Raw genomic sequence first — 21910 nt, 5'->3', positions numbered from 1 at the left:
GACGACGACGACGATGACGACCGTGGTGAGCGCGGTGCTCATGATGCTGCTCCCCGGATGGAGGGGTAGGGATACCTCATGGTCCCGACGGTGCACCCCCCCGCGGGGGATCGGACAGGGCACAACGACCTGCACCGCGGCGGCGGAGTGCCCGTCGGCGCACCGGCCGGCGACCTGCTCCGCTGGGAGGCCGAGGCCGTGGAGGGAGCACCGGGGGGCGCGCCGATCGGGTCGCGCGCGGTTGAACACGGCCCGAACCGGCCACCCCCTCTCCATGAGCAACCACCCCGAGGTACCTCCCGTGTCCCCCGACCGCCCGTTCGTGGACGGTGCGGCCCGATCCTCCGACGACCTCCGCGCCGAGGTCCGGCAGCAGGACGATCCCGGCCTGGAGGACGCCCTCGCGACGGTGGAGGACACGCGGGCGGAGCTCGGCGACACGACGGCGGAGCTGGCCAGGCGGCTCGACGTGCCGGCCCGCCTGCGTGACCAGGGCGCGCTGGCCCGCGACACCGTGTCGGACGCCGTCCGCACCCACGCCGGCCTCGTCGCCGGGGTGGCCGCCGTCCTGGTCACGGCCCTCGTGGTCCGTCGGGTCCGGGCCCACGGACAGCCGTGACCCGACCCGCGTCCGGGCGTCCGCCGACGGGATCGGCGCCCGGGCGATCGGGGACGGCACCGGCGGTGCCCCGGTGGGGTGCCGTCAGCGATGCTGACGGGGGCATCGGCTACCGCTTCACAGCTTGAGGTTCCGCATGGTGACCAGGGCGGTGGCGCACAGGGTCTCCGCGTCTCCGTCGCGGGCGAACACGTCGGCCGCGGCGACCGTCGTGGTGCGGCCGTGGTGGAGCACCCGGCCGCGCGCGACGACGTCGCCCTTGGCGGGGGCCACGATCTTCACCGTGTAGTCGACGGTCATGTTCACCCAGCCGAGCGGGAGCAGCGTGCCGGCGGCGGAGCCCCCGGCGAAGTCGGCCAGCGAGCCGAGCACGCCGCCCTGCACGAACCCGCCGTGCTGGGTCAGCTCGGGGCGCGCCGGCTGCACGATCTCGACCTCGCCGGGGACGACCCGGTCGAAGCGGAACCCCAGGTGCCGCGCGGCGGGCATGCTGAGCACCGCGCCCGTCACGGCGTCGGCGTAGTCGGGGTGGGGGGCCGTCCAGTCGCTCATGGTCACGCCTTTCCTGCGTACTCGCCATCGAGGTAGCGGGCCCGCGTCGCGGCCCGCATGATCTTGCCGCTGCTGGTCATCGGCAGCCGGCCGAACGAGGTGAGCACGACCTCACCCGTCGTCGCGTGCTCGGCGACGACGGCCGCACGGACCGACCCGACCACCTCACGGGCGTCGAGGGTGTCGCGGTGCTCGCGGCGCACCTCCGCCACGACGACGAGCCGCTCGCCGTCGGGCGCGGGCACCGCGAACGCGGCGCAGCAGCGCAGGGCGGGGTGCGCGGCGGTGGCGGTGTGCTCGATGTCGTGCGGGTAGTGGTTGCGGCCGCGGACGATCACGAGGTCCTTCAGCCGCCCGACGACGTACAGCTCCCCGTCGACGAGGACGCCGAGGTCGCCCGTGCGCAGGTGCCGCACCCCGTCGAGCTCCGCGCGGAAGGTCTGCTCGGTGGCGTCGGGGCGGCGCCAGTAGCCCTGGGCGACGTGGTCGCCGGCCACCCAGATCTCGCCGACCTCGCCCGGCCCGCACCGCGACCGGGTATCCGGGTCGACGATCCGGACCGCGCCGGGCTGCACCGGCACCCCGGAGCCGGCCAGCACCCGGCCGCTGGCCCCGTCCGTCGTGGTGCGGGGGCCCCGCAGCTTCCCGGTGCCGCTGACCATCAGCGTCGCCTCGGCGAGCCCGTAGCAGGGGTGCAGCGCGGCCGGGTCGAAGCCGGCGGGCGCGAACGTCTCGGCGAAGCGGCGCAGGGTGTCGGGCCGCACGGGTTCGGCACCGTCGAACGCGACCTGCCAGCTCGACAGGTCGACGTCCGGGACGCCGGAGCGGGCGGCCGCGGCCACGCAGGCGTCGAAGGCGAAGTTCGGGCCGCCGCTGGTGTGGGCCCGGTAGCGGGAGATCGCGGCGAGCCACAGCAGCGGGCGGCGGGCGAACGCCATCGCCGAGAACTGCACGCTCGCCGCACCCACCCACAGCGGCTGCAGCACGTTGCCGATCAGGCCCTGGTCGTGGAAGAACGGGGCCCAGCCGACGACGGTGGAGTCGCGGTCGTGGCCGAACGTGCGGCGGATCATCTCCTGGTTGGCGGCGAGGTTGCCGTGGCTCACCATCACGCCCCTGGGCGTGGACGTCGAGCCGGAGGTGTACTGCAGGAAGGCGAGGGTGTCGGCCGTGACCGGACGGGGCTCCCCGGGGGACGGCACCAGGTCGTCCAGCGCCATCCAGTGCACGCCGGGGGCGAGCGGCTCCACGGCGGGCCGGAGGTGGTCGAGCATCGCGGCGACGGTGAGCACCACGGCGGGTTCGCAGTCGAGCACGATCGCCCGGGTGGCGTCCTGCACGCGGTTGCGGCGCGGCGGGTTCACCGGCACCGCCACCACCTGCGCGTACAGGCAGCCCAGGAACGCCACCACGAACTCGGGGCCCTGCCCGAACAGCAGCAGCGCCCGGTCACCGGGCCCACAGACCTCGACGAGCCGCGCCGCCACCCCGCACGCCCGTGCGTGCAGCTCGCCGTAGGACAGGCGGGTGCGCTCGGCGCCGTTCTCGTCGAGGAAGAGGTAGGCGGTGCGGTCCGGCTCGTCGGTGGCGCGGCGTGCCAGCACGGCGGGGATCACACGCTCCCCCACGTCACCGGCAGGCGGGTGAGCCCGCGCACGATCTGGCTGTGGGTCTGCCACTGCAGGGGCTCGTCGCGGAGCCGGAACGGGCGGGACGCCAGCCGCTCGAGGACGACCTGCGCCTGCAGCTGGGCGAGCTGCCCACCGAGGCAACCGTGCAGGCCGTCCCCGAGCGCGACGTGGCCCGTGGTGTCCCGGGTGATGTCGAACGCGTCCGGGTCGGCGAAGACGGCGGGGTCCCGGTTGGCCGCCCCCAGGCAGAGCAGGATCACCTCGCCTGCGGCGACGGTGCGGCCGCCGATCGTCCCGTCGCGGGTGGCGAGGCGCTTGGTCATCTGCAAGGGGCTGTCGTGGCGCAGGGTCTCGCGGACGGCCGCGCCGGCGAGCTCGGGGCGCTCCCGCAGCAGGTCGGCCTGGGCGGGATGGCGCAGCAGCGCGAGCAGGGCGTTGCCGATCAGCGACGTCGTGGTCTCGTGGCCGGCCACGAACGACATGATCGCGACGAAGGCGACCTCCTCGTCGGTGAGCCGGTCTCCCCCTCCGGTGCGCGCCGCGGCGAGCCGGCTGATCAGGTCGTCGCCCGGGCGGCGCCGCCGGTCGGTGATCACGGGCTCCAGCGCGAGGACGAACTCGTCGAGCACGCGCGTCACGCGCTCGACGTCGTCACCCTTCATGAGGCCCGGTTCCAGGAGGAACCGGATGTCGTGGGTCCACGCCGCGACGCGGCCGGCCACGTCGGCGGGCAGCGCCATCCACGCGCCGAGCACCCGGACCGGCAGCGGGTCCGCGAGATCGGCCACGGCGTCCCCGACGGGACCGGCGTCCAGCAGGCCGTCGGTGATGCCCTCCACCACCGGCCGCAGCTCCGCCACCCCGGTGAACGCCCGGTTGACCAGCCCCCGCAACCGCGCGTGCTCGGGGTTGTCGGTGAACACCAGCGACGCCCGGCCCAGCCGCACGATCCGCGCTCCCGGGTCGACCCGGCGTTCCACCTGGGCCGGGATGAGCCCCGCGCTGAACGTGCGGTCGCGCAGCACCTCGCGGACGTCGGCGTGGCGGGTGAGCACCCACATCCCGAGCGCGCGGTGCACCGGATCGGCGTCGCGGAGCCGGTGGTAGAGCGGGTAGGGGTCGCGGCGGAACCCCGCGTCGAAGGGGTTGAACCGGATCCTCGCCGCGGTGGTCACCGGAAGTACCCGTCGCGGTAGGGCGTCATGACCAGCCGCAGCAGCCCGATCTTGTTCATCCGGAACCCGAGGGCCGAGAGCTTCAGGTAGCGCTCGTAGCGGGCCACGACCTCGGGCCCGACGAGCTCCGTGGCCTCGGCGCGGCGGGCGCGCAGCCGCCGCGCCCACTGCTCGCAGGTCCACGCGTAGTCCAGGCGCCCGTTGTGCATCCGCCGGATCTCGACCACACCCTCCGCGGCGGCGGTGATCTCGGCCAGCGTGGGCAGGTCGGCGTGCGGGAAGATCTCCCGCTGCATGAACCCGGAGGCGTGGTCGCGGGACATGTTGGCGTACGCGATGGTCTGCAGCGACAGCGTGCCGCCGGGGGTGAGCCAGTCCCGGCAGCGGGCGAAGAACTCCCGGTAGCGGCCGATCTTCTCCTCGACGGTGTCGTCGGGCCGCGCGAAGTGCTCGAAGGCGCCGATGGAGACGATCCCGTCGTAGCGGCCCTCGGGCTCGTGATCGCGCCAGTCCTCCACCCGCACGTCGACGCCCGGGAGGCCGCGCGCCGACACGAACGCCGCCTGCTCCTCGCTCAGTGTCAGACCGACCGATCGCGGGACACGGTGGGTGAGCGCGAGCCGTTCCAGGATCGAGCCCCAGCCGCATCCGACGTCCAGCACGCCACCGGCGTTGCGGGCGTCGACCGCGTCGAGGTGGAACGCGAGCTTGCGCTCCTGCGCGGACTCCAGGGTGTCGTCGGATCCCTCGCGCAGGGCGCACGAGTAGGTGCGCGTGGCGTCGAGCCACAGGTCGTAGAAGGCGTTGCCCACGTCGTAGTGGTGTCGGACGGCCTCCGCCGCCTGCGCCAGGTCGGAGCTCACGCCACCCGGCTCACGATCTGCGCGAGCACGTGGTCGGCCACGGCGTCGAGCGTCGGGTCGGCGAACAGCTCCTCGGGCTCCAGGTCCACGCCGTAGCGCTCCTCCACCTCCATGAGCAGGGAGACGGCGAGCGCGGAGTCGACGCCGAGCCGGTCGAAGTCCTCGGCCGGGTCGATCGTGTCGGCGGGGACCTGCAGCAGGTCGGCGACGTAGGCGCGGCACCAGCCGGCGATCTCGTCCTTCGTGGCGTTCACGGGTGTCTCCTTCTCAGACGGGAGCGGGGGTACGGCGGCGCGCCGCGATGCGCTCGGGGGTGGGGACCTTCAGGTCCCAGGCCAGCCCACACGCGGCGAGCCCGCGGATGAGCCAGAAGCCGGGGTCGAGGCGGTACCAGTCGAGGCCGAACGAGGGCGAGTCCGGGAACGCGTGGTGGTTGTTGTGCCACGACTCACCCAGGCTGATCAGCGCGAACACCCCGCCGTTGCGGCTGTTCTCCCGCGACTCGTAGGGCCGGGTGCCGAACATGTGCAGGAAGGAGTTGATCGCCCACACGATGTGCTCGAGCACGAACATCCGCACCAGCCCGCCCCACAGCAGGCCGCTGACCGCGCCCGTCCAGCTCAGCGAGACCAGGCCGCCGATCACGGCCGGGACCAGCAGGCCGACGACCACCCACGTGTCGTAGCGGCGGGCGACGCGCACGACGGCGCGGTTGCGCAGCAGGTCCGGCGCGTAGTGGACGATGTTCGGGTAGTCGTGGCGGCGCATCCACAGGAAGTGGGAGTGCGCGAGGCCCCGGATCCGGCCCACGAACCCGTCGCCGTCGAGGTTGGGCGAGTGCGGATCGCCCTCGCGGTCGCTGCACTCGTGGTGGCGCCGGTGCAGCGCCACCCACGACACCACGCCGCCCTGCCCGGCCATGGAGCCGAGGATCGCGAGCGCCGTGGTCACGGCGGGGCCCGCCTTGAACGTGCGGTGGGTGAACAGCCGGTGGTAGCCGACGGTCACGCCCAGCCCGGTCAGCAGCCACATCGCCACCAGCAGCACGAGCTCGGTGACGCCGAAGGGATGCACGGCGAGGAACCCGAAGGCCGCCACGGTGCCGACGATCGGCAGGACGTCGAACAGCAGGAAGTGCCGGCGCTGCAGCCGGTGCAGGTACGGGCTGCTCATCACCTTGCGGCGTGGGCTCTCGTCAGCGGTCATGACGCTGATCGTGGTGGCCCCGGCTGAACCGGGGATGTCCGCGGGGCGGCCCGGCGGAGGACAGTGCACGAAGTCAGTTGTGAAATCCAACTGACTCTCCTACGGTCCCCCGCATGGACGCCGATCGCGGATCGCCGCGACGCTGGTGGGGACTCGTGATCGTCTGCCTCGGCATGATGATGACGTTCCTGACCATCACCCAGACCCTGGCCACGATCACCGCCGCCCAGCGCGACCTGCACGCCTCCGCGTCCGGCGCCGTGTGGATGGGCAGCATCTACACGGCCGTGGTCGCGGCGCTGGTGCTGACGGCCGGCACGGTGGGCGACATCCTCGGCCGCCGCCTGGTCTTCCTGCTCGGGGCCGTCGTCATGGCCGCGGGCAGCGCCGTGGTCCTGTTCGGCGGCGACACCACCACGGTGATCGTCGGCCAGGCCGTGATGGGCGTCGGCGGGGCGATGATCCTGCCCAACAGCCTCGCGCTCGCCACCGGCCTGTTCGGCGATCCGCACGAGCGCACCACCGCGGTGAGCATCTGGGCCGCGGTGTCGGGCGTCGGCCTGGCGCTGGGCCCGATCGTGGGCGGTCTGCTCCTGCTGTCGTACTCCTGGCACAGCGTGTTCGCGATCAACGTCGTGCTGGCGGTGGTGGTGGTCGTCCTGACGCTGGTGCTGGTCGACGAGCGCCGGGCGCCCGGCCGCCGGCTCGACGTCCCCGGCCTGGTGCTCGGGATCGTCGCCATCGGAGCCCTGAGCTACGCGGTGATCGAGGGCGGCAACGTCGGCTTCGGGGAGGCGCGGATCATCGTGGCCTTCTGCGTGGCCGGGGTGGCGGTCGTCGCGTTCGTCCTGGCCGAGCACCACAGCTCCGCACCCATGCTGCACCTGGGCCTGTTCCGCAACCTCTCGTTCGTGGCGGCCAACCTCGTCGGGTTCCTCGGCCAGTTCACGTTCGTGGGGCTGTCGTTCGTGCTGGTGCTCTACTTCGAGCAGGTCAACGCGTACACGACGCTCTCGGCCGGCACCCGGATGCTCGCGCTGACCGCCACCTACGTGGTGGTCAGCGCGTTCGCCTCGCGCGTCGTGCGGTGGCTCGGCTTCCGCTGGCCGATGGTGGTGGGCCTGGTCGCGACCGGCGCCGGCGCCCTGCTGCTGCTCACGGTCGACCCGACCACGGACTTCTGGATCGTGGCGCTCATCCTCGTGCTGGTGGCGGCCGGCAGCGGGCTGATCCTCACGCCGAGCACGGCGCTCGCGGTCATCTCCGTACCCCCCACGGAGGTCGGGACGGCCAGCGGCAGCGTGAACATGTTCCGGCAGATCGGCGGCGCGGTCGGGGCGAGCCTGCTGGGCACGCTGCTCACCACGGGCCTGTTCGACGCGCTGCCGGGGGCCCTGGTCGCCCGCGGCGTCCCCGCGGCGGGCGCGGCCCGGCTCACCGCGGGTGCCGCCGAGGGCGGCTCGCTGTCGGAGCTGCCCGCGGCGGTGGTGCGGCCCTTCGTCGCGGCGTTCGGGGAGTCGTTCACCGACGCGTTCCACACCGCGGTACTGGTGCCCGCGATCGCGGCACTGGTGTGCGCGGTGCTCGCCGGCGTCCTCGTCCGCCCGGCCCGGAAGCCCGCCACGGCGGCCGCACCGGCACCCGTCCAGCCGGCACCCGAGGCATCCTCCTACGTGCCCGGAGCCCCGATCGAACCGGCCCCGATGTCGGTGGGCGGCCGGCTCTCGCGTGACAACGGCGCACCGGTGACGGGCGGTGTGCTGACGCTGATCGACGCGCTGGGTGTGTGCGCCGGACGCGGCACCGTCGATCACGACGGCCGCTACCACCTCGACCGGCCCCGCGGCGGCGGGATGCACATGCTGGTGGCCGCGGCGCCCGGGCACATCCCGCGGGCCGCACACCTGCCCACCACGCCGGGCCACCACACCCTCGACCTGGTCCTCGCCGGTGGCACCGGGCTCGGTGGCCGCATCCATGGTCCCGACGGGGAGGCCGTCGCCGGCGCCCGGGTGACGGTGACCGACACGGCGGGCGAGGTGGCCGGCACCACCACGAGCGGCGCCGACGGCCGCTACGCGCTGCACGGCCTCACCGCCGGGATCCACACGCTGACCGCGATCGCGGAGGGGCGGGCGCCGGTGGCCGAGCGCGTCGACGTGGCGGCCGACGGGATCGCCCGGTGCGATCTCGTGCTGGCCGTGCTGCGCCGGATCGCCGGCACGGCGCTGGACTCCGCGTCGCGGCCGCTCGCGAACCTCACGGTGTCGCTGGCCGACGCCGCCGGGCGGGCCGTCGCCACTGCGACCACGGACGGCGGGGGCCGCTACGCGTTCGACGGTGTGGGGCCGGGTGAGTTCGTGGTCACGGCCACCCGGTACGTGCCGGTGACCGCCACCGTCCCCGTAGGCTCGAACGGCGCCGAGCAGCACCTCGTCCTCGGCGCGACGGCCTGATGACCAGGAGGAACGGTGGCAGGCACGGCCAGGATCTGCTCGATCACCAACGCGCTCGCCGTCGTCGGTGAACGCTGGAGCATCCTCGCGCTGCGCGAGATCTTCTTCGGCCAGCGCCGCTTCGACCAGATCGTCGCCGGCACCGGGGCCAGCCGCGACATCCTCGCCACCCGGCTGCGCACCCTCGTCGAGGCCGGCGTCGTGACGAAGGAGCTCTACGAGGAGCACCCGCCGCGCTACGAGTACGTGCTCTCGGAGTCCGGGGAGCAGATCGCCCCGATCCTGCTGGCGCTCATGGAGTGGGGCAACCGCTACGTCACCGAGGGCGCGCCGCCCACGGTGTTCCGGCACTCGTGCGGGGCGGAGCTGCACGCCGAGACCGTCTGCGGTCACTGCCGCGCGCCCATCCGGCCGGGCGACAGCACGGTGGTGCGCCTCGGCGAGGTCACCCCGGCCTGAGTCACGCGGCCGACGCTAGGCACGGCGGGACGCGATGTCGGCGCCGATAGGCAACGGCGATCACGCGTTCGCGCGCGGGGTGCGTGTCCGCGCGCGGACGGGCAGCCTGCGGAGGCCGCGGTGGATCAGGCTGGGGAGGTGTTCCAGGTTCTCCTCCGCCAGTTCCAGGTTCGGCGCCCGGCGGAGCAGGGCACCGATCGCGATGCCCGCCTCGAGCCTCGCCAGCGGCGCACCCAGGCAGTAGTGGATGCCGAGGCTGAATCCGAGGTGGCGACGCGCGGGGTCCGGCACGGCGTAGCGGGTGATGTCGAAGCGGTCCGGGTCCGGGTAGACCGCGGCGTCGCGGTTCGCCGCCGCCATCACGACGACCACCCCGTCGCCGCGGGTGAACCGCTGCCCCGCGACCACGGTGTCGCGCAGGGCGACCCGGATCGTGAACTGCGTGGGCAGGTCGTAGCGCAGCATCTCGTCCAGCGCGGCCGGCATGAGGTCGGGACGCTCGCGCAGCAGCACCAGCTGGTCGGGGTGGCGCAGCAGCGCCAGCACCCCGTTGCCGACGAGGTTGATCGACGTCTCCATGCCCGCCACCAGGAGCAGCAGACAGATGCCGACCAGCTCGGGCTCGGTGAGCCGGTCCCCCGCCTCCTCCACGGCGATGAGCGCGCTGAGCAGGTCGTCGGCGGGCTCGGCCCGGCGCTGCGCCACCAGCCGCGAGAAGTAGCCGAACGCGGCGCGCGCCGCCGTCCCGCGGGCGGTGATCACGTCGGGGGGCAGCAGTTCGTCGGGATCGGTGCCCCAGGCGATCGCGAGCTCCCAGTCCCGCAGCGCCGGACGCTCCTCCGGCGGGACACCCAGCACTCGGCCGCCGATCATGGTCAGGGCCAGGGGGACGGCCAGGTCGGCCAGCACGTCGAACTCGTCACGCGCCAGCGCCGTGTCGAGCAGGTCGTCCACCACCCGCTCGACCATCGGCGCGAGCGCGGCCACCACGCGCGGGGTGAACGCCTTGTTGACGAGGCTGCGGAAACGGGAGTGATCAGGCGGGTCCATGCGCACGAACGAGCCGGGGATGAGCGCCCCGGTGTCGCGGAACGGGCTGATCCCGGCCTGGTAGCCGTGACCCCAGTCGGGGCTCGCGAGGATCGCGGCGCACTCGGCGTAGCGGGTGAACACGGTGACGGGCACGTCGCCGAGCTGCAGTGGGTGGGCGGGCGTGGCCTCGCGGACCAGCGCGAACGCCGGGTAGGGGTCGTGGCGGTGGGCGGTGTCGAAAGCGGGGAAGGTGGTGGTCATCGCTGATCGCTCTCCCGGAGTCGGACGGGCAGCCGCGCCATCCCGCGGACGACGAGGTTGGGGCGGTACGGCGGATCGGCCAGCAGCTCGACGGAGTCGACGCGGGCGGAGACGGCCCGCAGCACCACCTCCATCTCCAGCCGGGCCAGCGCCGCGCCGATGCAGTGGTGCAGACCGAGGCCGAAGGCGAGGTGGCGCTTCGGACGGGGGCGCGCGGTGTAGCGGGTGACGTCCAGCTCGGCCGGGGCCACGAACGCGTCGGGGTCGCGGTTGGCCGACCCGATGAGCACGATCACCGCCTCGCCGGGCGCGAACGTCGTGCCGGCGACCGTCGTCTCGGTGCGGGCCGTGCGCGTGGTCAGGTGCACGGGCGGGTCGTGGCGCAGCATCTCGTCGACGGCCGGGAGCGCGAGACCGGGGTCGGAGCGCAGCAGCGCGAGCTGGTCGGGACGGCGGGCGAGCCCGAGCAGGCCGTTGCCGATGAGGTTGACGGTGGTCTCGTGGCCGGCGACCAGGAGGATCAGCAGCGTGCCGAGCATCTCGTGCGGGGTCAGCGTGTCCCCGTCGGCCTCCACCTGGGCGAGCGCGGTGATCAGGTCGTCGCGGGGGTGGGCCCGCCGCTGCGCGACGAGATCGCCGAAGAACACGGTGAAGTCGTGTACGGCCTGGGTACGGGCGGCCAGCTCGTCGGGGTTCAGCAGCGCGTCGGGGTCGAGGCCGCGGGCGATGCCGGCCGACATCCGCCGGACGTCGGTGTGGGCCCCGGGCGGCACGCCGAGCAGGTCGCAGATCATGGTGAGCGGCAGCGGGTAGCTCAGGGCCTCGACGAGGTCCACCTCGCCCGCGTCCAGCGCGGCGTCGAGCAGCCGGGCGGTGACGCGCCGGGCGCTGGGGCGCAGGGCCTCGATCCGGCGGGCGGTGAACGCCGCGGAGACCAGGCGGCGCAGCCTCGTGTGATCGGGCGGCTCCATCCACAGGAACGAGCCGGGCAGCTCCACGTCGCTGGCGGGGTGCAGCAGCTCCCGTTCCTCGGCGTGGCTCCAGGTGGGGTCGGCCAGGATGGCCTCGGCGTCGGCGTGGCGGGTCACGAGGCGGGTGCCCAGCGGGCCCGGAACGAACGGCCCGGCGGTGCGCAGCACCGCGTAGGCGGAGTAGGGGTCGTGGCGGGAGGCCGGAGCGAGCGCGTCGAGGACGGCCTGCTGGACAGGATGGGCGGCGGTGGGGCTCACGTTCCCACCCGGCCCCGGGCCATCCGGTCGAGCAGGGCCGTGTCGTGCTCGCCGTCGGCGAAGGCGGGCTCGGCCAGCACCGTGCGCAGGAACTCCGCCGTCGTCACCAGCCGCTCTCCGGTGAGCTCCAGCTCCTCGAGCGCGCGATCCATGCGGGCGATCGCCCCCGCCCGGTCCGGGGCCCAGACCAGCACCTTCGCCAGCATCGAGTCGTAGTCCGGCGGGATGCGGTAGCCCGCCCCGACGTGGGTGTCGACACGGACGAACGGCCCGCCGGGCGGGGTGAAGCGCTCCACCACCGCCGGGGTGGGGGCGAAGTCGCGGGCGGGGTCCTCGGCGTTGATGCGGCACTCGATCGCCGCGCCGCGCGGCGTCACGTCCTCCTGGGTGAACCCCAGCGGATCCCCCGTCGCGATCCGCAGCTGTTCGGCGACGAGGTCGAGGCCGGTGACCATCTCGGTCACCGGGTGCTCCACCTGCAGCCGGCAGTTGACCTCCATGAAGTAGTAGCGGTGCTGGTCGTCGACGAGGAACTCGACGGTGCCCGCGCCCGTGTAGCCGGCGGCGAGCACCCCGCGGACGGCCGCCTCCCCCATCCCGTGGACGGTGTCGTCGGACATGCCGGGCGCCGGGGTCTCCTCCACGAGCTTCTGGTGGCGGCGCTGCACCGAGCAGTCCCGGGCGCCCAGGTGCACGCCGTGGCCGTGCGCGTCGCAGAGCACCTGGATCTCGACGTGGCGCGCCGAGTCCAGGTAGCGCTCGACGTACACGCGCCCGTCGCCGAACACGGCGGTGGCGGTGGCGCGGGTGCGGCGGAAGTCGTCGTGGAAACCGCCGCGGTCGCGGACGACCGTCATGCCCCGCCCGCCGCCACCGGCCGCGGCCTTGATGATGACGGGGTAGCCGATCGTCTCGGCCAGCGCGAACGCGTCGTCGACGTCGTCGACGGCCTCGGTGCTGCCGGGCAGCAGCGGCAGGCCGGCGTCGACCATCATGGCGCGGGCGACGGCCTTGTCCCCCAGCTTCTCCATGACCGGCGCCGGCGGGCCGACGAACGTGAAGCCCTCGGCCGCGCACACCTCCGCGAAGTCGGGGTTCTCCGACAGGAAGCCGTAGCCGGGGTGGATCATGTCGGCGCCGGTCATCCGCGCCGCCTCGATCACCGACGGGATGTGGTTGTAGCTGCGCTTCGCCGGTCCCGGCCCGATGCAGACGGCCCGGTCGGCGTAGCGGACGGCGGCGGACCCGGCGTCCGCGGTGGAGTGGACGGCGACGGTGCCGAACCCCAGCTCCCGGCAGGTGCGCAGCACCCGCAGCGCGATCTCGCCGCGGTTGGCGACCAGGACGGTGGTCATCCCAGCACCATGAGTGGCTGGCCGAACTCGACGGGGTCGCCGTCGCCGCACAGCAGCTCCAGGACGGGCCCGCCGCGGTCGGTCTCGACGGGGATCATGAGCTTCATCGCCTCGACGATGCCCACCTGCTGGCCCGGCCGAACGTGGTCCCCGACCGCGACGAACGGCGGTGCGCCGGGCTCGGGCGCCCGGTAGAACACCCCGACGGTGGGGGCGGTGATCCGGTGGCCGGGGGTCGGAGCAGCGGCGGCCGATCCGTCGACCGGGGCGACGGCCGCGACCGGGGCAGGCGCCGGGATCGGGGCCGGGTCGGCGGCGGGGGCGGCGGGAGCGGCGTCGCCCCACCCCAGCTCCACCACGACGCCGGCGGCCTCCACCCGGATCCGGGTCGGCGGCTGGGTGCCGGACACGGCGAGCGCCACGGCGTTCTCCCGCAGTGCGGCCAGCACCGCGTGCAGGTCGGTGGTCTCCACGGTGGCGGTCACGCGCTCTCCCGGGTCTCGTCGCAGGCCTCGGCGCTGATGGCCGGGCCCGCGAGCGACCCGGCAGTACCCACGGCCGGGCCCGAAAGCGACCCGGCGGCGGCGAGGCCGAAGGCGCGGAAGCGGGCGTGGCGCCGCGTGGCGCGGTCGGCCGTGGACATCCCCGCCAGCGGGGCGAGGGTCTCGCGCAGCGCGTCGCCCAGCAGGCGGGCGGACTCGAGGTGGTCGCCGTGCTCGGCCTCGGGCACCACCCCGTCGACGACGCCGAGCTCCAGCAGCGAGCGGGAGTCGACGCGCAGGGCCTCGGCGGCGCGGGGCGCGGAGCCGGCGTCCTTCCAGAGGATCGAGGCGCACCCCTCCGGCGTGATCACCGAGTAGACGGCGTCGGCGCACATCAGCACGTCGTCGGCCACGGCGAGCGCGAGCGCTCCCCCGCTGCCGCCCTCGCCCGTGACGACCGCGACGACCGGCACCGGCAGCCCGGAGAGCAGCCGCAGGTTCTCGGCGATCGCGACGGCCTGGCCCTGCTCCTCCGCGGCGACGCCGGGGAACGCACCCGCGGTGTCGATCAGCGTGACGAGCGGGATGCCGAGCTTGCCGGCCAGGCGCATGACCCGGGCGGCCTTGCGGTAGCCGGCCGGGGTGGGCATGCCGAAGTTGCGCTGCGCGGCCTCCGCCGGGGTGCGGCCCTTCTGCGTGCCGATCAGGGCCACGGGGGCCCCGTCGAGCACGCCGAGGCCGCAGACCATGGCCGCGCAGTCGGCGGCCATGCGGTCGCCGTGCAGCTCCGTGAACTCCTCCAGCAGCAGCCCGGCGTAGTCCAGGGCGGTGGGCCGGCCGAACCGGCGGGCCTTGCGCACGACCTCCCACGGGTGGCGCACGGGCAGCGCGGTGTGGTCGCGGACCAGCACCGGACGGATCGGCGTCACCGACGCGTCGGGCGCGCCGGCGACCCGCAGCAGCCGCCCCAGCACCGCCCGCAGCTCGGCGCGGGGGCAGATCAGGTCCACGATGCCGTGCTCGAGCAGGTACTCGGCGGTCTGGAAACCCTCGGGCAGCGTCTCGCCGATGGTCTGGGCGATCACCCGCGGGCCGGCGAACCCGAGCCGCGCGCCGGGCTCGGCGACGATCACGTCGCAGAGCGTCGCGAAGGAGGCCGCCACGCCGCCGAAGGTCGGGTCGGTGACCAGCGAGATCGTCAGGACGCCGGCCTCGTCGAGCTGGCGCAGGGCCTGGCTCGTCTTCGCCATCTGCATCAGGGCGACCACACCCTCCTGCATCCGGGCCCCACCCGACGCGCTGACCAGCAGCAGCGGGGTGCGCTCGGCCAGCGCCACCTCGCAGGCGCGGGTGATGGCCTCGCCGACCGCGGCACCCAGGCTGCCGCCGAGGAACCGGAAGTCCATGGCCGCGACCACGACCGGACAGGAGTCGATCCGACCGCGGGCCACGAGCACGCCCTCGTCGAGGCCCGTGCGGCGGCGGGCGTCGCGGAGGCGCTCGGGGTAGGCCTTGGAGTCGACGAAGCCGAGCGGGTCGCGGTCGGGCACAGCGACGTCGATCATGCCGGCGCTGCCGTCGTCGAGCAGGTGGGTGATCCGCTGGGCTGCGGTGCGCGGGGTGTGGTGCCCGCACTCCGGGCAGACACCTGCGGCACGGTCCATCCGCTTGGCGTAGATCATCCCGGGGCAGCCCGGGCAGACGACCCAGTCCGCTGCGGGGACGGGAGCCTGGATCGGACGATCTGGCAGGGTGCTGGTCACAGCAGGCCTTCCTCGGTCGGTCGGTAGCTCGTGGCACGCGCCGGGAGCGCGACCCCGCTGGAACGCAGGGCCGCCACCCGGGAGGTGAACGCCGCGCCGCGCACGATGTGCTGGGCGATGGCGGTGACGGTGCGGCGCTGCACCGGTTCGTAGGGGGTGCCGCGCAGCCAGGCGTTGCAGGCGCCCATCGCGGCGCCGCACCAGACCTGGTAGTCCGTGGCGCGGGCGGGATCGCCGCTGGCCGCCCAGCCCGACGACAGGCCGAGGTACCAGCGGAAGACGAGCGCCATGCGGCGCTTGGGGTTGCCCTGCGCCCGGGCGATCTGCTCGGGGTCGCGGGCGGAGAAGTAGGAGACGGTGTCGGCCCAGACCTCGTCGAGGCCGCGGCGGAAGATCGTGCGCTCGATCTCCGCGCGCACGTCGGCGGGGATGTCCTCGATGCCGTCGTGGCGGCGGTAGAGCTCGAACAGCCGCCGCGCACGGCCCGGGAACATGGTGCCGCGCCGCAGCACCTGCACGTCGACGCCGAGCTCGAACATGTCCGACGACGGCGCCATGTCGCAGTCGGTGCTCTCGGCCGCGCCGAGCAGTAGCTTCACCGCGTCCGACTGGCCGGACTCGACGCACGCCTGGTTGACCGACCCCGTGACGACGTAGTCGGCGCCCATCGCGAACGCGGCGGCCGCGGCGGCGGGGGTGCCGATGCCGCCGGCCGCGCCGACCCGGACGGGGTGCCCGTGTGCGGCGCAGGCCGCGTCGCGGACGCGCAGGATCTCCCCGAGCAGCACCGGCATGGGGCGGCGGTCGGTGTGGCCGCCGGAGTCGGCCTCGGCCGTGACGTCGTCGGCCATCGGGACGAGCGCGGCCAGCCGGGCCTGCTCGGCCGTGATCGCGCCGCGCTCGACGAGCCCACGCAGCAGCGGTGCCGGCGCGGGGTGCAGGAACAGCTCCGCGATCTCGGTGCGGGAGACCTTGGCGATCACCCGGTGCGCGATCCGCACCGCGCCGTCGGGGCCCGTCGACAGGCCCAGGGCCCGGTAGCGGACGATCTCGGGCGTCAGCTCCAGGAACGCCGACGCCTCGACGCACGTGACGCCGTGGCGCAGACAGAGGTCCACAGTGGACCGTTCCATGGCCTGCTCGCTCGGGCTGTGGATGAGGTTGCAGGCGAACGGGCGGCCGGGGGCACCGGCGACGATCGCGGCCAGCCCGGCGTCCACCTTCTCCGCGACGAGACCCGCGGCGCCGAAGGAGCCGAGGATCCCGGTGTTCGCCAGGGCGATCACCATGTCGGCGGACGCGAGTCCGTGGGCCATGGCACCGGCGTGGTAGGCCAGCTCGACGCCGTGCGCCCGGCGGAAGACCGACGACCCGAGCTGCCGCGGAGGCAGCGGGGGCACGGCGGCCAGCACTGAGGTCCCGGGGGTGTGGGCGAGGTTCCCGTCGCCGGTCAGACCCAGCCCGGTGGAGTCGCGGACGACGTAGACGGGCTGCTCCAGGTCGGCGAGCACCGCCTGCACGGCGTCGGGGGTGCGGGCGAGGCGGTCGCCCCGGCTCAGGGTCGGGATGTCGAGCACGGCTACCACTGGGGCGCCCCCTTCTCACGGAGTTCTGCGGCGATGCCGTCGAGCTCGTAGATCCGAAGCCCCGGCTTCCAGAGGCTGGCGTCGGCGATGACCCGCACCCGGCCGGCCTTTCGCTGGACGTCGCGGATGTGCACCTCGAGCGTCATCTCGCCGTCGCCGGCGAGGATCTGGCCGCGGTAGCGCCAGGTGAACTCGACCCCGGCGGGCACCACGAACTCGGGCTCGGTCAGCTCCCCGGCGGCGCCGGAGTCGACCAGCCAGGCCTGGAGGGCCTGGATGACGGCCTCGATGCCCAGCGAGCCGGGCATGACGGGGTCGAGGTGGAAGTGGCGGGTGAAGAACCAGTCCGCCGGGTCGACGGGCCGCACCGCGCGCAGGTAGCCCGCCCCGTGCAGGCCGCCGCCGTCCACCACCTCCACTCGCGAGAGCAGCTCCAGCGGACCGGTTGCGCCGACGGCGGCGTCGATCACGCGGACCTGCTGCTGCGGGTGCTCGTCGAGCCAGTTCGGCACCGACGCGCCGTTGTCGAGGCCCGTCTGGTTGGCCAGCGCGGTGGCGGTGAAGAAGCCGAAGAGCGACTGGCCGGTGTAGAACGGCGCGTCGGTCTCGGGGTTCTCGCCGTCGAGCCACAGCTCGTAGGTGAAGCCCTGCAGGACCGCGCCGGTGAGCACCGTGGTGGTGAGCAGGGTGGAGCGCTGGTGGATGGTGCGGCCGCGGAGGTCCACGTCACGGTGCAGGGTGGCGGAGCCGTCGAGGTTGCGCAGGCAGTAGTCGCTCGCGGCGTCCACGAGGGTGGCGCCGAGGTGGTAGCCCAGCAGCAGCGCCGACTGCAGGGAGGTCTCCATCAGGATCACGTTGGGCACGGTCGGGCTGGGCGCGGCGCCGTAGTACCACGCGTCGGCCGCGGAGTCGTACTCCGTGATCCCGACGGCCCCACCGGACAGCTCGCCACGGGTGCCGTGCACCTGCATGACCCGGCCGACGAGCCGCAGCCCGCCGGCGGGCGGCCGGGTGGCGCGACGCTCGGCGTAGCGGGCGAACTCCGGGCCCAGGGCGAGCGTGAGGTCCCCCAGCGACGCCGTGGCCAGGGCCAGCTCGTCGACGGCGGCGAACTCGCCGGTGATGCCCCGGCGCACCGGCCGGGCCGGGGGATGACCCCCGCCGCGCGTCCCGGCCGGGGTACCGTCGACGACCAGGGTGAGGCCGGTCAGCCGGGCCACGACCCGGTCGGCGACCCGCAGCTCGGTGTCGAGCGTGAGCCAGGGCCGGGGCAGGAGATCGGCGGCGACCACCTCGGCGGCCAGCTCGGCGTCGCCGCCGATGGTGTCGATCAGGTCGACGGTGGCCGTGGCGCCGGGCACGAGGGTCGCATCCGGCAGCACGAGGTGCAGCCCGAGCCACGTCGCGAGCACCGACGCCGCGTGCCAGCCGGCGGCCAGCACGTCGGCGGCGGCGCGCGGGCCCGGTGTGGTCGCGCGGAGCACGCCGACGGTGACCGGTCCGCCGGTCCGCAGCTCGGTGACCGCGGTGAGCGGCCCGCCCGGCAGTGCCGGCGCGGGCTGGGCGTAGCGGGGGCCGAACACGTCGCCGGCCCGCCCGGCCGCCAGGCGGGCCAGGTCGGCGGCGTCGAGCCGCGTGACCGGCGTGGTCGCGAGTGGCTCGAGCCCGCCTTCGGGCCGGTAGCAGCCGGGCGCGAGAACCAGGTCGGTCGCGGGCTCGACCACCGACCCCTCGACCATCACCGGCTCCTCGCCGGCGACCCCGGTCCAGCTCAGGACGAGGCGCGACCCCGGCTCCCCCACGACCCCGCGAGTCGGGGTCTGCGTGCGGGTGAGTTGCGCGCTGGATGCGACGGCGGGCCCCTCGTCGAGCGCGGCGAGCGTCCGTTCCTGCCACCGGGTCTGGACCTCCATCGCGGCGAGGTGCGCGGTGATGATCTCGCCCCTCAGCTGCGCCACGAGCCTCGCGGCGACGGCGGCGGGGCACCCGGGCCCCGCCTCCGCGGGAACTGCGACGCCGACGGGCGGGGCCTGGACGGGCACGGGCGGGACCGGCACCGTCTCCCGCGTTCCGACCGCGGCCAGCGCATCGAAGGGACGGCCGTCGAAGGCCAGCTCGTCGACGTGGTCGACCGGGTGCTCCCTGCCCGGTGGCACGGCCGGGATCGCGGCCCCGGCGTCGGTCGGCGCGATCATGAGCCGGCCTCCGCCCGCAGGGCGACGGCCTCGGCGAACTTCGCGGCCATCTCCGGGGTGCTGACGGCCGTGACGGCGCTCCAGCGCTGCAGGAGGGTGCCGTCGGGGGCGTGGGCCGCAACGGCGACCGTCACCCCGTTGGCGCCGGGCCGCAGGTCGTCCACCACCAGCACGAACGGCTCGTCGGCCGGCAGCGGCGCGAACAGCTCGACGCGTCCGATCGACAGCGGCAGGCAGCCGGCGTCGAGGTACCAGACCCCGAGCACGCACGCGGCCTGCAGCACGACGTCCCCGAGCACCGGGCTGAGCAGTGCGGACGCCCAGCCACCTCCGGCGAGCGGGGTGTCGGGCAGTCGGCACTCGGCCACCAGGCGGGTCGGGGTCCGCTCGATCAGGCGCCGGACGCCCTGCAGGAGCGGGCCGTGGAAGAGGTCGGCGTCAACGTAGACACCCAGGCCGTCCTCGGGCCCCTCCCCGAGCCGCCAGGTCGGTGGTCCGCCCACCGGCGCCGTGTCCGGCCGGGCGGCGAGCACAACGGTGGCCCCGAAGTGGGGCTGCACCCGCCCGGTGCGGTCGGTGCTGCGGACCGCGGCCCGCACCAGCACCTGCGCCCCGTCGACCGTCCCGGCGTCGAGGTGCAGCTCCAGCTCGGCGGGCTCGGTGCCGTCGAGCACGATCCCGCGGTGCACCTCCACGTCGCGGCACCCCACGGCGACGAGGTGGCGGTGGGACTGCTCGGCGCCGCGCAGCATCCAGCCCAGCGCGGCCGCGGCCGGCAGCACCGGGTGGGCGCCGACGCGGTGGTCGTCGACGACCGGGTCGCGGGTGAGCGCGAAGAGGTCGCGGCGGGCGACCGACGCCGACGTGGGCGCCGGGGCGGCCGGGGCGAGGGATCCCCCCGGGGCGACCAGCACGCTGCGCCGGCCCGCCCGCGAGGCCGCGAACTGCTCGACGAACGCGGCGGCGCCGGTGTCGAGCGCCAGCAGCGGCACCCCGCGTGACGCGAAGAGCGCCTTGAGCTCGGGGGTGACCATCCCCCCGTCCCACGCGCCCCAGTGCAGGCAGACGGCGGGCCGGCCGGGGCCGTTCAGCGCGGCCGCGACCCGGTCGAGGGCCTCGTTGGCGGCCGCGTAGTCGGCCTGGCCCGGGTTGCCGAGCACGCCCGCGATCGACCCGAAGAGCACGACGTGCCGGGGATCGACCGCACTCAGGACGGCCCGCAGGCCCGCCAGTTTCGGCGCCAGCACGCGCCGCACGGCGTCGGGGGTCTTATCGGTCAGGGCGGCGTCGGCGAGGGCGCCGGCCCCGTGGACCAGGCCGGTGACCCGCTCCGCGTCGGCACCGAGCGCGGTGCGCACGGCGTCCACGTCGGTGACGTCCGCGGCGAGGTAGCGGGCCCGGCCACCGGCGGCCAGCACGGCGTCGAGGGTGGCGCGCACCTCGCGCTGGGCCACGACCCCGGACACCAGCGCCGCCACCTCCCGTGGGGTGGACGCGACGGCGGCCGCGAGCGCCGCGGACCGCAGGCCGGACTCCTCGACGCCGATGGCCCACGCGGGGTCCTCGCGCAGCGGCGTGCGGCCGAGCAGCAGGAACTCCGCGCCGCTGCGGGCGGCCAGCGCGACCACGCAGTGGGCGGTGACGCCGCGGGCCCCGCCGGTGACGAGCAGGACGTCGTCGGCACCGACCTCCGGAGCGGCCGGGTCGAGACCGGCCTCCTCGACGTCGACGAGCGCGGTGGTGCGCCGGCGGCGACCGGCGTCGACGCCGACCTCCGTGGTCAGCGCCGGGTCGTGCAGCTCGGTGACCAGCACGTCGGCCAGGGCGGCGGCGTCGAGGTCGGGGTGGACGTCCAGGGCCCGGGCGAAGACCCCCGGGGCCTCCTGCGCCAGGGTCTTGACGAGCCCGGTGACGCCCCCGAGGACGGCGTCGACGGTCGAGCCGGGCGCCTCGTGGCCCAGCGCGCCGTCGAGACGGGTGACGGTGACGAACGCCGCCCGGGAGGCCTCGGCGGTGCGCGTCAGCACGGCGGTGGTGCCCGCGGCGACGAGCACCGCGTCGGCGAGTGCCGCGTCCGTATCGCCCTGGTTGCCGAGCAGCACGATGCAGGCGTCGAGCCGGCCGGTGACGGCGGCCGACACGGCGGCCGCGGTGGCGGCGCCGTCCCAGGCCCCGAGGTCGGGGGCGACCGGCAGGGTCAGCGTCCGGAGCGTGAAGCCGCGCTGTTCCAGGGCCGAGGTGAGCTGGGCCGGGGCGCTGCTTCCGACCTCGACGACGAGGGCCACGGGCGGGTCCGCGAAGGGCCGGTCGAGCCGGTCCGGCGCGGGCAGCGGGACGAGCGTGATCTCGGAGCGGCGCGGGGTGGGGTCGATCGCGGTCGCGGCGGGCGGCTCCGTGACCGGCGCCGGCGCCGGGGCCGCGAGGACTCCGACCAGGTCGTCCACCGACCGCAGCTCCGCGAGCTGCTCCGGACCCACCTGCGGCAGGCCGGGCACCCGCTCGGTGACCGCGCCGAGGATCTGCACCCGCTTGATCGAGTCGATGCCCAGGTCGGCCTCCAGGTCCATGCCCGGATCGACCATCTCCACCGGGTAGCCCGTCTTCTCGGCCACCACCGCCAGCAGGGCGGCCCGCACGGCGCCGGCGTCGGGGCCCGCGGGAGCCGGGGCCGGAGCCGGATCGACGGCGAGGACGCCGACGAGGTCGTCCACCGAGCGCAGCTCCGCGAGCTGCTCCGGGCCGACCTGGGGCAGACCCGGGATACGCTCGGTGACCGCGCCGAGGATCTGCACCCGCTTGATCGAGTCGATGCCGAGATCGGCCTCCAGGTCCATGGCCGGGTCGACCATCTCCACGGGGTAGCCGGTCTTCTCCGCCACCACGGACAGCAGGGCCGACCGGACGGCGGCGGCGTCGACGCCCGCGGGGGCGGTTGCCCCGGGACCAGCAGGCGCGGTCGCAGCGGGGGCGAAGGCGTCGGCGTCGAAGCCGTCGGATCCGGTGTCGGTGTCGGTGTCGGTGTCAACGCCGACGCCGACGCCGACGC

General features: G+C 74.9%; 17 protein-coding genes. 3 read left to right on the top strand and 14 right to left on the bottom strand.

Annotation, left to right across the window (positions count from 1 at the left end; genetic code table 11):
- Window positions 1-301 precede the first annotated feature (301 nt).
- Window positions 302-619: a DUF3618 domain-containing protein gene (locus BGP03_RS33605; RefSeq protein WP_299738765.1), complete on the top strand. Its 318-nt coding sequence runs from the start codon at window positions 302-304 to the stop codon at window positions 617-619.
- Window positions 620-736: 117 nt separating this feature from the next.
- On the opposite strand, the gene BGP03_RS33600 is transcribed toward BGP03_RS33605, so the two are convergent.
- The 6 genes from BGP03_RS33600 to BGP03_RS33575 are packed head-to-tail and all read right to left on the bottom strand — an operon-like array spanning window position 737 to window position 6046.
- Window positions 737-1171 carry a PaaI family thioesterase gene (locus BGP03_RS33600; protein WP_298799304.1) on the bottom strand — a complete coding sequence of 145 codons (435 nt, stop codon included), beginning with the start codon at window positions 1169-1171 and terminating at the stop codon, window positions 737-739.
- A 2-nt stretch (window positions 1172-1173) separates the two neighbouring features.
- Window positions 1174-2775, bottom strand: a complete 1602-nt coding sequence (locus BGP03_RS33595; RefSeq protein WP_296374674.1) for a fatty acyl-AMP ligase — start codon at window positions 2773-2775, stop codon at window positions 1174-1176.
- An 8-nt stretch (window positions 2776-2783) separates the two neighbouring features.
- Entirely contained in the window at window positions 2784-3977 is a 1194-nt protein-coding gene (locus BGP03_RS33590) for a cytochrome P450 (RefSeq protein WP_296374672.1), read from the bottom strand.
- Window positions 3974-4840: a cyclopropane-fatty-acyl-phospholipid synthase family protein gene (locus tag BGP03_RS33585; RefSeq protein ID WP_296374670.1), complete on the bottom strand. Its 867-nt coding sequence runs from the start codon at window positions 4838-4840 to the stop codon at window positions 3974-3976. Before BGP03_RS33585 ends, BGP03_RS33590 begins: the two co-directional genes overlap by 4 nt.
- Window positions 4837-5094 carry an acyl carrier protein gene (locus BGP03_RS33580; RefSeq protein ID WP_296374668.1) on the bottom strand — a complete coding sequence of 86 codons (258 nt, stop codon included), beginning with the start codon at window positions 5092-5094 and terminating at the stop codon, window positions 4837-4839. The genes BGP03_RS33585 and BGP03_RS33580 overlap by 4 nt, the downstream gene beginning before the upstream one ends.
- A gap of 13 nt (window positions 5095-5107) precedes the next feature.
- Window positions 5108-6046 carry an acyl-CoA desaturase gene (locus BGP03_RS33575; RefSeq protein ID WP_298799305.1) on the bottom strand — a complete coding sequence of 313 codons (939 nt, stop codon included), beginning with the start codon at window positions 6044-6046 and terminating at the stop codon, window positions 5108-5110.
- Window positions 6047-6159: 113 nt separating this feature from the next.
- Between BGP03_RS33575 and BGP03_RS33570 the strand changes: the two genes are divergently transcribed.
- Window positions 6160-8502: an MFS transporter gene (locus BGP03_RS33570; RefSeq protein ID WP_298799306.1), complete on the top strand. Its 2343-nt coding sequence runs from the start codon at window positions 6160-6162 to the stop codon at window positions 8500-8502.
- Window positions 8503-8517: 15 nt separating this feature from the next.
- Window positions 8518-8961 carry a helix-turn-helix domain-containing protein gene (locus BGP03_RS33565; protein WP_296374663.1) on the top strand — a complete coding sequence of 148 codons (444 nt, stop codon included), beginning with the start codon at window positions 8518-8520 and terminating at the stop codon, window positions 8959-8961.
- A 60-nt stretch (window positions 8962-9021) separates the two neighbouring features.
- Here BGP03_RS33565 and BGP03_RS33560 read toward each other — a convergent pair whose 3' ends face one another.
- The 8 genes from BGP03_RS33560 to BGP03_RS33525 all read right to left on the bottom strand — a co-directional run.
- Window positions 9022-10254 (bottom strand): cytochrome P450, encoded by a 1233-nt coding sequence (locus tag BGP03_RS33560; RefSeq protein ID WP_298799307.1) that lies wholly within the window; start codon window positions 10252-10254, stop codon window positions 9022-9024.
- Window positions 10251-11483 (bottom strand): cytochrome P450, encoded by a 1233-nt coding sequence (locus tag BGP03_RS33555; protein WP_296374659.1) that lies wholly within the window; start codon window positions 11481-11483, stop codon window positions 10251-10253. The genes BGP03_RS33560 and BGP03_RS33555 overlap by 4 nt, the downstream gene beginning before the upstream one ends.
- A complete protein-coding gene (locus tag BGP03_RS33550) occupies window positions 11480-12838 on the bottom strand; it encodes an acetyl-CoA carboxylase biotin carboxylase subunit (protein ID WP_298799308.1) in 1359 nt (452 codons plus the stop codon). The genes BGP03_RS33555 and BGP03_RS33550 overlap by 4 nt, the downstream gene beginning before the upstream one ends.
- Entirely contained in the window at window positions 12835-13323 is a 489-nt protein-coding gene (locus BGP03_RS33545; RefSeq protein WP_296374656.1) for a biotin/lipoyl-containing protein, read from the bottom strand. Before BGP03_RS33545 ends, BGP03_RS33550 begins: the two co-directional genes overlap by 4 nt.
- Entirely contained in the window at window positions 13320-15083 is a 1764-nt protein-coding gene (gene accD, locus BGP03_RS33540; protein ID WP_298799309.1) for an acetyl-CoA carboxylase, carboxyltransferase subunit beta, read from the bottom strand. The genes BGP03_RS33545 and accD overlap by 4 nt, the downstream gene beginning before the upstream one ends.
- On the bottom strand, window positions 15080-16660 hold the full coding sequence (locus BGP03_RS33535; protein ID WP_298799310.1) for a PfaD family polyunsaturated fatty acid/polyketide biosynthesis protein: 1581 nt from the start codon (window positions 16658-16660) through the stop codon (window positions 15080-15082). Before BGP03_RS33535 ends, accD begins: the two co-directional genes overlap by 4 nt.
- Window positions 16661-16662: 2 nt before the next feature.
- The gene (locus BGP03_RS33530) at window positions 16663-18864 is read right to left on the bottom strand and encodes a beta-hydroxydecanoyl-ACP dehydratase (protein ID WP_298799311.1); all 2202 of its coding nucleotides are present in this window, start codon (window positions 18862-18864) and stop codon (window positions 16663-16665) included.
- On the bottom strand, window positions 18861-21910 hold a 3050-nt coding region (locus BGP03_RS33525), incomplete at its 5' end, for an SDR family NAD(P)-dependent oxidoreductase (RefSeq protein ID WP_299738754.1). The genes BGP03_RS33530 and BGP03_RS33525, both read right to left, overlap by 4 nt.

This window comes from Pseudonocardia sp. 73-21 (genome assembly GCF_001899645.1).
Classification (GTDB): domain Bacteria; phylum Actinomycetota; class Actinomycetes; order Mycobacteriales; family Pseudonocardiaceae; genus Pseudonocardia.
This window is presented reverse-complemented; position numbering and strand designations above follow the sequence as displayed.

Bases quoted from the DNA above. Each gene is read 5' to 3' on its own strand.
- BGP03_RS33600 (WP_298799304.1), bottom strand. From the start codon at position 1,171: ATGAGCGACTGGACGGCCCCCCACCCCGACTACGCCGACGCCGTGACG.
- BGP03_RS33570 (WP_298799306.1), top strand. From the start codon at position 6,160: ATGGACGCCGATCGCGGATCGCCGCGACGCTGGTGGGGACTCGTGATC.
- BGP03_RS33550 (WP_298799308.1), bottom strand. From the start codon at position 12,838: ATGACCACCGTCCTGGTCGCCAACCGCGGCGAGATCGCGCTGCGGGTG.
- BGP03_RS33560 (WP_298799307.1), bottom strand. From the start codon at position 10,254: ATGACCACCACCTTCCCCGCTTTCGACACCGCCCACCGCCACGACCCC.
- BGP03_RS33530 (WP_298799311.1), bottom strand. From the start codon at position 18,864: ATGATCGCGCCGACCGACGCCGGGGCCGCGATCCCGGCCGTGCCACCG.
- BGP03_RS33575 (WP_298799305.1), bottom strand. From the start codon at position 6,046: ATGACCGCTGACGAGAGCCCACGCCGCAAGGTGATGAGCAGCCCGTAC.